Below are 13,850 nucleotides of genomic sequence, written 5' to 3'. Positions count from 1 at the left end.
AATGAATGATACAAAACAAGTTAAACAACTTCTTGAGCAATCAAAGAAAATAGTCCTATTTACAGGAGCGGGCATATCGGTACCTAGTGGACTAAAAGATTTCCGAAGTTCAAATGGTCTTTGGACAAACAATGAAAGTTTTGAGAGCATTATATCACTTTCTTATTTTAAATCTAAGCCTAAAGAATTTTGGAAATACTACAAAGAAATATTTGAAAGTAAACTTTTACAAAATTACCATCCAAACAAAGGTCATCAATTCTTCGCTGATCTTGAAGAAAAGGGCAAAGAAGTAACAGTCATTACTCAAAATATTGATGGTTTACATACAAAAGCAGGTTCCACAGATGTTTTAGAAATGCACGGTACCCTACAAACTGCTACGTGCCCAAAATGTAAAAGTAAATATGATTTGGAGTATATAAACAATAACAATATACCACGTTGTTCTAAAGTGAACGGAAAAGGTAATATATGCAACTTTATACTAAAGCCGGATGTGGTGTTATTCGGAGATTCTATACATCACTTTAACGAAGCATTAGATAAGGCATATGAAGCAGATTTATTTATAGTAGTAGGTTCTTCGCTTGAGGTTTGGCCTGTTAATCAGATCCCAGAGATTATTACTGGAACAGATATACCTACAATTATTATCAACAAATCTGAGACAAATATGGACAAGTATTTTACAATTTGTATACACGATGACATTGTAAACGCAATTGAAACACTAGAAAGTATGTAACTAAAAAGAGCACAATATATGTGCTCTTTTTTGAATGCATATTATATAGACGGTACGAAAAACTTTAAAGCTTCTCTTCTTTGAATAAATCGAATTAATCCGTTATCTTGAATGTACAACTGTCTATTTTTCCAATTTACATAAATATATTCAAACCATCCATCAAAGAAATCAGTATCAATATTATACTCATCCGTTTGTTTAACGTATTCACTAATTACAAACCGCATTTGTTCATATTCGCTTCCATTAATTTCGAAACATAAATTTATCTTTTCTTTTAAATTTAGTTGGACTTCAAATCCGAACCGTCCAATCTTAATAGAGTGTTCAATTCTTTCTAAGCTTAATCTCTCTGAAAATGTATTTGCAATCAAACCAAACAATTGAAATAATACATCCGGTTGTTCGTTTACATCAAATAAGTAGTCAAAACCATTCTGCCCTGTAGTTTGAAGTGTTAACGATAACGTTCGCGGATTAAATCCAATACTGAAACTATTTATAGACAATACATCAGATTTTAAGTATTTCGGTCGATTTTTCCGATCTTGGTACTGGTGTAAACAACCACTTTTAATTTGATAAATTGCGTTTATCTTTTCGAACTGAATTTTTAGGCGTTCCTCTACATCCTTTGTCACATTAACAAATTCTAAATCATAAAAGTAGGTATTAGACTCGGTCATAACTAAACTGAACATAAAGGGGTTCGTTTCATTCATTAAACACTTTTTAACAATGTTACATATATCTTTTAATTGATCGGAAACTACATATTTATCCATTAAACAATCAGCGATTATAAATTGATGTGAATCTTTATAACAAATAATTCTTCCCATATCAAAAATGAAATGAAAAGCGTTTTCGAACTCCGTTATATTAAAACCATTGTTTTTAAACGCATTCAGGGTTATTTCTTTAAACATTACATCACTCCTTATACATCTTTTAAACAATTATAAACGTCTGTGGTAATCAAGTGAAAAAAACATTCAAAGGACTGAGTTAACTCTTAATGAATGTATTAATTAATAACTTGTTTTACAGCAGGAGAGGTGTATTTTATGAAAAAAATCGTATCAAAATTAGGTGTGTCAATTATGGCGGTAGGTATATTAGGATCAACAGGAACCTCGATAGTTAGAGCTGACGCTGCACCAGGAGATGTTATTGTTACTTTAGGTGAGAATCTATCTATTCAGCAAAAAGATAAATTACTGGATGAAATGAAAGTTAAAGAAAAAGATGTCGATATTGTATATGTAAGTAATAAAGAAGAACATAAATATTTAGGGGACTATATCCCTAAAAGTCAAATTGGTTCAAAAGCAATTTCTTCAGCGAAAATTACTCTAGGTGAAAAAAATACCGGATTAATTGTAGAAACAGAACACGTTAATTACATAACAAATAATATGTATTTAAATGCACTTTCAACGGCTGGTGTAAAAGACGCAAAAGTATATATTACCGCGCCATTTGATGTATCAGGAACAGGTGCATTGACAGGTATTATTAAAGCTTACGAAGTATCAAGCGGTAAAAAAATAGATGAAGTACAAAAGAAAATTGCAAATGAAGAGATGGTAACAACCGCTAAACTAGCAGAAAATAAAGAAATAGGGCAAGAGAAGGCTGCAAACTTTATGAACCAAGTAAAGCAGGATATTACTGCCGAAGAACCTAAGACACAAGAGGATATGAAAGCTATTATTCAAAAGAATGCAAAAGAAATGGAAGTTCCATTAACTCAAGAAGAGCAAGAACAATTAGTAAGTTTATTCGATAAAATTAAGGGATTAAATATTAACTGGGAAAAGGTAAACGAAACATTAGGAGCTGCTAAAGAAAAATGGGATAACTTTGTAAACTCAGACGAGGGCCAGAATATTATTCATAGCTTCACAGCTTTAGTAAAATCACTTTGGAATGGGTTTATTTCATTGTTTAAATAATAAAAAAATCGATTCCCAAAAATTTCAATATTGTATTGTGGTATTCATATAGGTATACTTAAAAAGAGAGGACTCATTCTTCTTAAACAGTACCCTATATAAAAAGCGCCCTACGAGTCAGGGCGCTTTTTATTTTTGCTAATAGACATTTTCTCAGCAAGTACGGTTTGAGGTAGGAGAAGGGAGGATATACTAAAATTAATCAAATAAAAAAGACCCTTCATTACGGAAAGGTCTATTTATTATCTTCTTCTGGAATTGCTTCAGTTGCTTTTAAAGCATCTTCAGGTACTATAATGTCAACATTACTAAAATCAGTGTATTGCGTTATAGCTTTCGAAGTATATATAACACCATCAACATCAATCGAAACATTACGTTCCAATGTTTTAGGTAAGTATGTATTTTTATCTAAATCAATCTTAACAGTATATGTTTTAACTTTAGGATTTTTTTTACTGTTTTCTGAACCAATAATAGAATCAAGTGTAATCTGATCTAATTCAATGTCCTTAAGATTCTTAGTTTCCATTGTAACTACATTATCTTTTTCTTTCAGTTTTAAATCCTTTTTTAACCCTTTAATCTCATTATAAACACCTGTTAGACCTTGAATATCAGCAGCTTCTCTAAATACGTCTAATGAAGGATCTAATTCAGAAGTCATCCATTTTCCAAATGCATTAAGATACATTTTGTTATCTTTTACATACATTTCAGTTGCTGGAACTTCATCTTTTTTACTACTTTTTGATTTGTTTTTCAGGTGAATTTCTTTATCTGTAAAATCCACGTCAACATCAAGGAATTGTTGAGTCTCAGATAACTGATCCTTAACAAGGATAGAATTAGTTGCATCAATTTTAGCCTTAAATTTTTGAATGTCCTTTGATTTATCACCGAACTTTTCAATTGTAGATTCTACTAAGGCAGTAGAGTTTTGTTTTGATTTTTCTTTGTCTTCCACTTTACCAGGATTGTTACAAGCACCTAATAATAGTGCAGCAGATAATATCATTCCCGATAAAAACTTTTTCTTCGTACTCATTAATGAGAACCTCCGTAAACATTCAATAATAACTTCTAAATACACTTAAAAATATCTCACTCAATAAACAAATCTATATGATCGCTCCACTTTAACTTAGAAAAGTGGAGCGTTACAAATAAAATACTTGGGCCCCAAAAAACAAATTGTAACTCTATTAAATAAAAAGGCACTAATTGTGTCTTTAAAATAATAAAAAACCCAACAACACAAAGATAGTAAACTTAAATTTTCACACACTAATTAAGTAATTATCTGTAAACAACCTTGTGAGTTGGGAAAAGGAGTAATCTTCGCTAGCGATCAAAGCATCCTTTTTATGTTTTCTTGGGATAATTATATATTATATTTAAAAATAAAAACACCCATAAAATAAAATTCTTTTTATTTTTTCTCACTTTTTTATTCTTACGGATATGATAAGAAAAACATAAAAGGTGGGAATTGCAATGAACGGAAATGCAGTGATTAAAAGAGATGACGAGGAATTATTTGAGACTTTAAGGTTACTAGATGAGTTAAACTCAGGAGAAATGAACGACAAATTCAATGAAATCATTACTTATTTAGAAGAAACATATATTAAAGAAGACAAAGAATGGATTGTTACATATAGTGGTGGAAAAGATTCTTCCTTAGTTTTAATGCTAGTATTTAAAATGCTACAACGCTTGCCTAAAAGAGCCCGTTTTAAAAGGGTTCATATTGTTAGTGCAGACACAAAAGTAGAAAGTTACCAAATGACTTCGTATCTAAAAAAGAATCTAAAATTAATAAAGCAATTCGAAGAGGAATTGAATTTAGTAGTACATTTAGTTGAACCAGATATGAAAAACTCATTTTTCTGGAACGTGATTGGAAGAGGGGTAGTTGCTCCTAAACCACCATCACCATTTCAATGGTGTACGAAAAAAATGAAAATAAATCCAATGAATAAAAAATTGGAACAAATTCTAGCAGAAGCACCTATTAATCTTGATAATTCAATTATTTCATTGTCAGATTTAAAATCGAAAAAAGAATTATCCAACTCAGAACGTCCATATGATGCAATGATGTTATTAGGAAGTAGATTGGATGAATCTGCTAAACGTGCAAGATCTATTAATAAGTACTCTTTTGATGAGAATGACTTATTCGCAGTAAACCCCGACTTTGATAATGTAAAAATGTTTTATCCAATAAAATTTGTAAAAACATCTGATTTATGGGCTTACATTACCTCAGAAGAATATTTACCTTGGGGATTAAAATCAATGGAACTTTTTGATATGTATAGCGATGGTTCAGGTGAATGTCCAATGACTAGGGAAGAGTTAACTGAAACTAAAGGTTGTGGTTCTACAAATAGTCGTAACGGTTGCTGGGTTTGTCTATACGCTGGCAGAAACGACAAGATGCTTGAAACACTAGCTTCTTCAGGTCATACAGAAGTAGAATACCTTTCAGAATGGAAAGCATTCCTATATGACGTTACTTACGATGTTAGATATCGAGAACCTTTAAGAAGATTAGAAGTTAATCGAAACAATAAAAAGTTGAATAAAGGAGCTGCTGAACTAGATCTATTTAGCGAGGGATGGCTGAACGAGGATTTCCAATATTATTATGACTATGAAAAGGCAGAAAAAACGCATTATGAACCAGGCGGCTTTACGTTTGAATTACGATTGATGCTGTTACAAAAGTTATTATATGCTCAAGAAAAAGTTGGTTATTCTTTAATAGAGGATGCAGAACTTAATGCAATTCTTGATACTTGGATACAAGAAGGCTATTCATTTACATTCACTGATATTCTACCAGTTAATCATCAATATGATGGCCAAGTGGTTTTAAAACCGGATGGCACAATTAACGTAAAAGAAACAAAAAATAAGCAACCGGTATTTTTCGTTTCTTATGAGTTTAAATTCGGTGAAACGAGATTGATTGAATACTTTAAAGAAAGACAACAAGAAACAGGAAAAAGCTTCTATTGTTTCTTTGATAACAAAGACTATGAAAAATACAAAGTAGTATATAACGTATTGAATTTTGTGGTTTGTGATAAAAATGTAAACACTCAACAAGAAGCAAATATGTTAGTTTTTCGTTGGTTATATCAAAATGGACCAAAGCAAGAAATGACAAAGAAGACATTTAAGGCTAGTCTTGATATGTTAATGAGAAAGAATATAGAAGAAGCAATATTATATAAAGAAAAAAGCAACGTATAATTCGTTGCTTTTTATTATTTTTATGGTTGACAATTGTTTGAAAAAAGCTCGTAATTAACCATCTATTTACAACATTTCCGAACCATATATTATATTTGTAAATCTTTAAAGATTAATAGAGTAAAAATAAATGGTTTCATACAAATTTGTATAATTCAGGTACTGAGAGAATAAATGCGAGGTGTAAATTTTTATGTTTTCAATTGTACAAAATTTTAGTATGGCTCTTTCAATATTATGTATGAGCCCAGTTCAAGCAACAGCCGTGAATCACTTAGAAGTAAATCAAGATCAAACTCCAATTTATGAAGAACACAATAGTAAAATGGACGTAGTAGGGTACTTAAACAAAGAACAGCAATATCCAATAAAAAAAGATATAAAAGAGAATTATTGGACTATTAAATACGGGAATTCAGTCGCTTACGTTTCAAAGGATTCTTCCCAAATCGCTAAAAAAGTAACGTATAAGAATTTAAATCATTATAAACACAATAGTTTTAAAGCGTTCATTACAAATCAGGACACGCCAGTCTATGACAATTCGACAGGGAAATTAGTACAATTCGCTACAATTAAAGCAAATAGAAGGTATCCAACGATCGCTTCATCAGGAAACTGGTGGATGGTAGATTTCGATGGACGCTTAGGGTATGTAAATAAATCAATAACAAAAGAAGATAAAGGTATTCCAGTTTTAATGTACCATCACTTTTTGAAAAATTCAGAGAATAAGAAGTTTAGAACAAATACAACAATTACTCCGGAAGCTTTTACTGAGCAAATGGACTTCTTAGCAAAAGAGGGCTATACAACTATCACAACAAAGGAATTAGAAGAATATGTTCAAGGGAAACGAAATTTACCCGGAAAAACTACATTAATTACAATAGATGACGGACAAAAATCAGTGCTGCTATACGCTTACCCAGCACTAAAAAAGAATAATCTTAAAGCTACAGCGTTTATGATCACTTCTAGAATTACTGAGAATCCATCAAATTTCAATCCAGATAATCTACAGAATTTATCTAAAGGTGAAATGGAAGAAATGAAAGATGTATTTGAATATCAAGGTCATACAACAAAGCTACATAATATTTCAAAAGAGAAGAAATCTGATGTCGTTACAAAACCTTACGATATAGTAAAGAAAGATTTTGAAGATAGTAGAATATATTTAAACGCCCATTCTATGGCATATCCATTCGGTCAATATAAACAAGAAACACTAAAAATCACTAAGGAGGCAGGTTTTAAATCTGCATTCACAACAAAAAATGGTTATGTTAATATTGGCGATGACTTATTACAACTAAACCGTTTTGGCGTAGAACCAAAGTATACGATCAAGAAATTTGAAGAAATGGTGTCCCAGGAGAAGCTAAATAAGAAATAAAAAAAACACAAGTAAGATAACGTCTTACTTGTGTTTTTTTCTTATTAATAGATTCCAAGCGATAGTATGTTGGAATATTTCCTCTAGAACTTTCTTTTCAAATAAGTCAGCTACTTCTTGGTTTCTTCGTAATTCGGTTGTTTTTTCATCATATTCAGCTAAGAAAACTTCACCTTTTTGATAAGGATCAAGTTGTTCCCAAACCATACGACAAACCGGTTCTCTTGTTACATTGTTATAACCTATTGATACTCCCATTTCATCTATAATAATAACAAGTGGGTTATGATCACGAGCAGTATAATCTTTCCACATTGTAGGTTCTTCATCTATTATTCTCATCCACTCAGGATATTTTTCAAAGGCAATTAATTTCAATTTTTCTAGATTCATAATCGAACTCCTTGTAATCTTTATGGAGCATTGTATTCTAAAATTAAAAATAAAACCAATTTTTTATATAAAATTAAGGGGAAAAGAAAACAAGAAAATCAGTGAACATCTACTAAATTCAGCTCTGTAACCTCTTCAATTTTATATATTTCGAAGGGCGTATATTTTGTTTTTCCGGTGTACTTTTTATAAACCAAGTACTGTTTATTTTTATATTTGACGCGATCAACAGTGTTCTCGAAATTGCTATTAATTATTTCATATTCGCCCTTAAAGACTTTTTTATATGCAGCCTCGTTATTGTCTTCAATTGACGAAGGGAGAGTTGCACCAATTACAAACGGTGCAGCACATATAACCACTAACGCACAGGCTTTTAGCGTTTTGACTACGTATCTCAATTTGATTTCCTCCTAAAATATCTACTATTCGAAGTATTAGAGAAAAATCTTAGAAATCTTTTGATGAATAAGTAAAATTGAGTAAAATGAATGCAATTGTTTTCTAAGGGATGAGGTGTTGTTTATGGACTTATTTTGGGTTGGCATAGGATTATTATTTCTAGGATATTTTATTGGAGAGGGTTTGAAAAACTTCAAGAATCCTGATAGCTCTGATACGTTTATGGGCGCAGGTAATAAAAAACTAATACGTGAAGAAGACTTACATTCTGTATTAGGAATTTCAAAAGCAGATATGAAAGAGATGTTAGAAAAATATCCTGATTTACCGAAAATTGAATTGAAAAACGTTAATTATTATCAGTACGGAAAAGTGATGGAGTGGCTAAAAGAAATAGAATAAAAGAGCAATTTTGCTCTTTTATTTTTGGCTAGGAAAGAATAACTAGAATTAAATGCTAAGGAAAAACGATGGAATAAGAGTAACCACCAAGATACAAAATAAATTTCTAGTATACATTGATGTGATTTGATGATTGAATCTCAATGCATCATTTTTTAGAATGAAACGGTTATAAAGTGCCATAAAAGGTACCGTATATAGCATAAAAAATATAAATAAAAAGAAAGAGGAACTTGCAAATAGAACAATTTTATCCATAAATCCATTAGCTACTAAATAGTCTAGATTCATTATTTTGAAATTAAATACACGAATTGATCCAGTATGTCCTGTATAAAATAAAAAAGAAAAAATGAATTGATAACTAAAAATAGAAGCCGCCAGCGTTACAAAATATTTTTCTACATAATGTAACGAGTAACCAGCTGACAGTAACATTGATCCAACAGGTTTTAAGACTGCAATTATCAATAATGCCACCACGATTAAATCCCACGTTAGATTTAAAATTTGATGGTATGTAGACGCATCTGCATACATTTATTCCACCTCATTTGATAAAAGAGAAGGGGTATTACTTCTCGTTTTTCTACCAAAGAGATACATTGAAGTCAAAGAAATGGTAGAATAATTTGCTATATCTAGCTTTTTACTACATTATACTAATAAAGAAAATCAATACAAAAGTGAGGTAAATCAAGATGAGCGGACTTTATGGAGGAAAAGGCTATTTTTATCAAGCGATTGCTACTGTCATACATTCAATAGGTGAAATGGATTGGTCCGAAGTTGTAATGGAGCCCGACAATAAAAGAGATAAAATCGATGTAGTATGGCATTATAGTAACGGCGAAAGTAAAATTGCACAGATTAAATCATCAAAAAATGTTTTTACAAAACCAATGATATTAAAAGTCTTGAGCGATTTATACAATAACTCAATCGGACTTCAAAAAATTAGAGAATACAATTTAACTCTAATCGGTGCATTTGACCAAAGGGCCAACGACCTTGCAAACAAATTCATTGATAAATCAGTTAGAGTAGAAGACCTCGGTGAATACAAAGAATTAATTAGCATTAAAGATAAAATAAGCATTTCAAAAGAGAATGATAATTACGATTTTGAAGGAAGAATTAAACTTAGATTAATTGAACAATCTTATGAGCAATTCAAATATGAGGATAGAAATATAACAGCGCATTCTAAAGAATTAACTTATATGTTTCAATCAGCCTGTGCAAATAAAAAACCTATTACAATTGAAAAATTTAGAAATTGGATTAAACCACATCAAAAATTAGAATATCTTGAAATCGACGAGTTGTTAGAGTTGTCATTAAGGAAAGTAGAAAATTTTTTGAACCATTTCGAAAAAGAAAACTTTGTATCCACTAAAAAAACTATCCAAGAATTAATAGATGTTCTAAACAATAAATTAGATTCGACTAGATATGATTCAAAATTAGTAAATAGGGGCATCCGTATTAAAGACGGGATATGCTTATTTGTAGAACATAAGGAAGCGGTAGAATATTATAAAACTCACCCCCAACAAAATATGATCGTAATTCCTAGGGGGGCAAGACGAATTTTAGAAATACTTCCAATAATAAATGAAGCCTACAATGAAGCAGTGAATCAAAGTAATGGTATTCAAGGATACACATTAAAAAATATTCAAGAGAAATATTATAATGAGTTGAACTTATTTGCTTTGGAAACTTATTTGTTGGAATTAGATTCAGGAAATCGACAAGTAAGGTATATATTTGAACAACTAGAACGTTATCTAACTTGTGGACAAATCGATATAAAAGTGTCATATAAGGAGAGAATCCAGAGTATTAAAAACCTCATAGATACTAAGGGGTTTGTCATTAGTAGAGCAGCAGAGCCATTCCGAAAAGATTTGTTGTTCACTGATGGTAAATTTACCTTTATAGAAGCAATACGGGTAACGGACACTTTGAGAAAGCAGAGAAAAGAAAATCCAAGCACTATCCAATTGGCGATCCCAGGTGGCGCAAACTATTTAAAAGTAATAATCGAAATACCCCTGAAAATCAAAGATGATATGCCTGTAAGTCAACACCCATACTCCGAAGACACTTTACAGGAACAATCAATAATAGTATTTTATAAGAAGTTAAAAGAAGAATTAAACGTAAAAAACTACCCTTATCTTAATGATAAAGAAGAGAAAAATTTTAGTGTATTGAATGTCTGGTAATAAAATCAGTTAATAGATAAATCCCTTAACCTAACTATTTCTAGTTAGGTTTTCTTTTTTTCTAAAAACAAAATTATAAGTGGTAAAATGATTAAAGTTTTAACTGGAAATAGAAAGAGGTAAGAGATAATAGTTTTTATGCACATACAAAAATTTTTCTCTTCAAATTCAGATTCTGATCGTACAAATGTATTAAATGAAAAACAAGAAACAGAACTAGAAGAAAAAGAGAGATTAAGAAAAGTAAAAGAGGAGACAAGAGAGTATTTAAGGCAGCAAGGGTATAAAGGAAAAATCACTATTGTGACAAGTGAAAACCCTAAGAGGGAATCAAGAAAAGATAATTACGCAAAAAATTCAGAAGAAAAAAGAAGCCATAATAAAAACAATTACATTTCTAAGTGTAATACCACTTTTGACCCCATTTATTATTTAAATACATATGATTCAAATACCAACAATAACTGCGAACAGAATGACTCAAATAGCTGCCACACAGGAAGCGAAACAGAATAATTAAGGTTCAAGCAAAGAGAGGAATTTAAATGAATATAGTAGGAACATTAACCACTTGGAAAGAAGAAGATCTAGTTGCCATTATCGGTCCCAGAAACGCAACAGAAAGAGAATGTTTACTTGCATATGAATTAGGTAAAAAAACAGCAAGTAAAGGTAAAATCGTAGTTTCTGGCTTAGCGGAAGGAATCGATACATATGCCCATCAAGGCGCACTAGACGCCGGAGGAAAAACAATTGCGGTATTAGGAATAAGCACGGACGAGACAATATTCCCAGAAGCAAATAAAAAACTTTCAGAAAGAATTAAAGAGAACGGAGCGCTTATTTTTCCGTTTGATATGTCATCAACAGATTTCGATAAACATAACAGTATACTTATGAAAAGAAGGATTAGAACAAGAGGTCGAAGATTAATAGAAAGAAATGTACTATTAGCTCATATTAGCAAAGTTATTATTGCTATAACAGATCAGTATATTGAGGGTGGCACAAGATGGGCCCTTAACTATGGAGAGAAATTTGGAAAAGAAGTCTTTCAAATGAATTCTAAAGCGAAATTCATTGTTCCACGCTTCGCAGAAGATGAATTAGATTGGAATCCGGAAATAAAATTAAGCGATATAGATATACTTTTGAAAGGTTAGCTGAGGAGGCTAGTCTTTTTTCGTGCCAATAATGGAAACCCAAAAAACAATAGAATGTTTTTTTCAATGGTCAAAAACAGAGTGGTAAAATAGATAAAAATGTAAGGAGTGGTTGCAATGTATTTTATCACAAAAGAAGAAGACCTTTGGGATAAGAAGGTCGTGTTTACCCATATGGCAGCGTTCGCAGAGGCAATCACGATTGTTACTTCAGATGGGGGAATTCAAGTCGTCTCAAAAGAGTGGGGAGAGGATGAGGATAGAGGGAGAATTTGGGTGTATAACAAGTCAAGAGCAAGAAGCTATATACTGAACCACCAATACCTAAGGGAACAGCTACATAAGAAGGGGATAATAACAAACGAAGAATTAAACGAATACCTAGAACAAAAAAGAAAGCCCACGAAGATTACCTAAAACGACAAAAAGAATTAAATGAAGAAAAGGATAGAATAGAGTACGAGAGATTAAAGAAAAAGTTTGAGCCGAGCTTACAATAAGTCGGAAAAACTCCTTAAACATAAATTAAAAAGGAATATGAGATGAGATGAAATTTGAATTACTAAGCAGAATTGAAGATGAAAAACATTTACCAGTGGTTATTTCAAAAGAATTTGGCGGAATATTTTTTGAATGCGGAAAAGACTATTATAACAAAGGGGATAAACGTGAGATTGGCATTTCATATGCAAAGCTCCATAAATCGTTAAATGCTATATCTGTCTCCAAAGGAATACAAGCGCAATTAGTGGTTTCTTACGATTCATTAGAGGGAGTTAAAGGGCATATAGCACATATTTCAAAAGATTTTTATAATCACAAAGCAATCTTTAGAATTGAAATTTCAAATGACTTAAAGTTTGAATTTGATGCAGAAGAATTATTGGCCGTACTTGAAGCATTTAGAAGTTAATTTACAAATTTTAAAAAAAGTTGAGAGGTTGATACATATGAAACTACAAATCATAAATGAGTATTTTGGTTTTAGAGGAACCAACCCGGCAGTAATGCTAGGTACAGGACAAAATAGTAAGACTCTAGAGTTTAATTTTGAATGCGATGAAATACAAGCGGATGAAATCGAAAGAGAAATTACGGTGAATTTGGTTGAGTTAATTAGAACACTTAATGTTGTGAAAGAATTAGGAACAAATGGTAGTGTAGGAATCTTAAATGATTCATATTCAACATATACAAATGTCACTAGCGAATTAAACATACGATATGTTGAATCTGATGATGTTTTCATTTTAGAAATTAATAACGGCTTCGAATTTCATTTTGATGCATATAAATTACTTGCTATATTGGAAGCTTTAAATTATTAAACGATTTAGACCGAAGACTATAATATTTTCGGTCTTTTTTGTTAATATTACACGATTATAAAAAAATCGTGGTATGCTTATAAAAAAATATAAAGGATGATAAAAATGGAATTACAAATTAGAAATGAATCTGGCAGATTTACTGGTGTAGACCGATCTGTAATAGTAGGCAGGGAACAAGATAGCAATATTCTATTTATTGCATTTGAATGTGATGACAAAGGTGCTGAAAAAAAAGAAAGAAAAATTACAGTAAATCAAACTGAGTTAATTAGATCTCTTAAGGTAGTAAGGGAATTAAATACTTATGGAAGTATAAAAATTCTAGAGGATTCCTACGACACATACTTTACTAACAGTAAATTAAATTTAAGTTATAAAGAATCCGATGAGGTCTTAGTTCTAGAAATAGACCACGGTTTTGAATTTCATTTTGATGCAGATAAAATAATTACCATCCTAGAAGCTTTAGACTTTTAAAGAATTTAAACCGAAACTGTTAAAGTCTTCGGTTTTTTTAATAGGAGTTTTTTATTTTAAATAAAACAAATTA

At 31.0% G+C, this 13,850-nt stretch carries 17 protein-coding genes; 12 read left to right on the top strand and 5 right to left on the bottom strand.

Features of this window, described 5'->3' with window-relative positions; translation table 11 throughout:
- The first annotated feature begins 1 nt into the window (after position 1).
- On the top strand, positions 2 to 748 hold the full coding sequence (locus tag VF726_RS14205) for an NAD-dependent protein deacylase (protein ID WP_440169157.1): 747 nt from the start codon (positions 2 to 4) through the stop codon (positions 746 to 748).
- Positions 749 to 789: 41 nt separating this feature from the next.
- Here VF726_RS14205 and VF726_RS14200 read toward each other — a convergent pair whose 3' ends face one another.
- Entirely contained in the window at positions 790 to 1,680 is an 891-nt protein-coding gene (locus tag VF726_RS14200) for a hypothetical protein (RefSeq protein ID WP_440169155.1), read from the bottom strand.
- 138 nt (positions 1,681 to 1,818) lie between these two features.
- On the opposite strand from VF726_RS14200, the gene VF726_RS14195 reads away from it, so the two are divergent.
- A complete protein-coding gene (locus VF726_RS14195) occupies positions 1,819 to 2,709 on the top strand; it encodes a DUF1002 domain-containing protein (protein WP_440169153.1) in 891 nt (296 codons plus the stop codon).
- A gap of 235 nt (positions 2,710 to 2,944) precedes the next feature.
- Here the strand turns inward: VF726_RS14195 and VF726_RS14190 are convergent, their stop codons facing one another.
- A complete protein-coding gene (locus VF726_RS14190; protein WP_440169151.1) occupies positions 2,945 to 3,757 on the bottom strand; it encodes a DUF6612 family protein in 813 nt (270 codons plus the stop codon).
- 449 nt (positions 3,758 to 4,206) lie between these two features.
- Between VF726_RS14190 and VF726_RS14185 the strand changes: the two genes are divergently transcribed.
- Both VF726_RS14185 and VF726_RS14180 read left to right on the top strand, forming a co-directional pair.
- A complete protein-coding gene (locus VF726_RS14185) occupies positions 4,207 to 5,976 on the top strand; it encodes a phosphoadenosine phosphosulfate reductase domain-containing protein (protein WP_440169149.1) in 1,770 nt (589 codons plus the stop codon).
- Between the two features lie 193 nt (positions 5,977 to 6,169).
- Positions 6,170 to 7,375: a polysaccharide deacetylase family protein gene (locus VF726_RS14180; protein ID WP_440169147.1), complete on the top strand. Its 1,206-nt coding sequence runs from the start codon at positions 6,170 to 6,172 to the stop codon at positions 7,373 to 7,375.
- A gap of 24 nt (positions 7,376 to 7,399) precedes the next feature.
- Here the strand turns inward: VF726_RS14180 and VF726_RS14175 are convergent, their stop codons facing one another.
- Both VF726_RS14175 and VF726_RS14170 read right to left on the bottom strand, forming a co-directional pair.
- The gene (locus VF726_RS14175) at positions 7,400 to 7,768 is read right to left on the bottom strand and encodes a hypothetical protein (RefSeq protein ID WP_440169145.1); all 369 of its coding nucleotides are present in this window, start codon (positions 7,766 to 7,768) and stop codon (positions 7,400 to 7,402) included.
- Positions 7,769 to 7,866: 98 nt separating this feature from the next.
- Positions 7,867 to 8,169 carry a hypothetical protein gene (locus tag VF726_RS14170; RefSeq protein ID WP_440169142.1) on the bottom strand — a complete coding sequence of 101 codons (303 nt, stop codon included), beginning with the start codon at positions 8,167 to 8,169 and terminating at the stop codon, positions 7,867 to 7,869.
- 124 nt (positions 8,170 to 8,293) lie between these two features.
- On the opposite strand from VF726_RS14170, the gene VF726_RS14165 reads away from it, so the two are divergent.
- Positions 8,294 to 8,572, top strand: a complete 279-nt coding sequence (locus tag VF726_RS14165; protein ID WP_440169140.1) for a DNA-binding protein — start codon at positions 8,294 to 8,296, stop codon at positions 8,570 to 8,572.
- 48 nt (positions 8,573 to 8,620) lie between these two features.
- Here the strand turns inward: VF726_RS14165 and VF726_RS14160 are convergent, their stop codons facing one another.
- Positions 8,621 to 9,112: a hypothetical protein gene (locus tag VF726_RS14160; protein WP_440169138.1), complete on the bottom strand. Its 492-nt coding sequence runs from the start codon at positions 9,110 to 9,112 to the stop codon at positions 8,621 to 8,623.
- 161 nt (positions 9,113 to 9,273) lie between these two features.
- On the opposite strand from VF726_RS14160, the gene VF726_RS14155 reads away from it, so the two are divergent.
- From VF726_RS14155 to VF726_RS14125, 7 genes are all read left to right on the top strand, one after another.
- Positions 9,274 to 10,806: a hypothetical protein gene (locus VF726_RS14155; RefSeq protein ID WP_440169135.1), complete on the top strand. Its 1,533-nt coding sequence runs from the start codon at positions 9,274 to 9,276 to the stop codon at positions 10,804 to 10,806.
- Between the two features lie 138 nt (positions 10,807 to 10,944).
- Positions 10,945 to 11,322, top strand: a complete 378-nt coding sequence (locus tag VF726_RS14150; protein WP_440169133.1) for a hypothetical protein — start codon at positions 10,945 to 10,947, stop codon at positions 11,320 to 11,322.
- A gap of 29 nt (positions 11,323 to 11,351) precedes the next feature.
- Positions 11,352 to 11,969 carry a DNA-processing protein DprA gene (locus tag VF726_RS14145; protein ID WP_440169130.1) on the top strand — a complete coding sequence of 206 codons (618 nt, stop codon included), beginning with the start codon at positions 11,352 to 11,354 and terminating at the stop codon, positions 11,967 to 11,969.
- A 117-nt stretch (positions 11,970 to 12,086) separates the two neighbouring features.
- Positions 12,087 to 12,386 (top strand): hypothetical protein, encoded by a 300-nt coding sequence (locus VF726_RS14140; protein ID WP_440169127.1) that lies wholly within the window; start codon positions 12,087 to 12,089, stop codon positions 12,384 to 12,386.
- A 130-nt stretch (positions 12,387 to 12,516) separates the two neighbouring features.
- Entirely contained in the window at positions 12,517 to 12,882 is a 366-nt protein-coding gene (locus VF726_RS14135; protein ID WP_440169125.1) for a hypothetical protein, read from the top strand.
- 37 nt (positions 12,883 to 12,919) lie between these two features.
- Complete coding sequence (locus tag VF726_RS14130; RefSeq protein ID WP_440169124.1) at positions 12,920 to 13,297, top strand: hypothetical protein; 378 nt, start codon at positions 12,920 to 12,922, stop codon at positions 13,295 to 13,297.
- Between the two features lie 105 nt (positions 13,298 to 13,402).
- Positions 13,403 to 13,777: a hypothetical protein gene (locus tag VF726_RS14125; protein WP_440169122.1), complete on the top strand. Its 375-nt coding sequence runs from the start codon at positions 13,403 to 13,405 to the stop codon at positions 13,775 to 13,777.
- Positions 13,778 to 13,850 lie beyond the last annotated feature (73 nt).

The organism is Bacillus sp. Brlt_9, assembly GCF_051948935.1.
Lineage (GTDB): Bacteria > Bacillota > Bacilli > Bacillales > Bacillaceae_G > Bacillus_A.
This window is presented reverse-complemented; position numbering and strand designations above follow the sequence as displayed.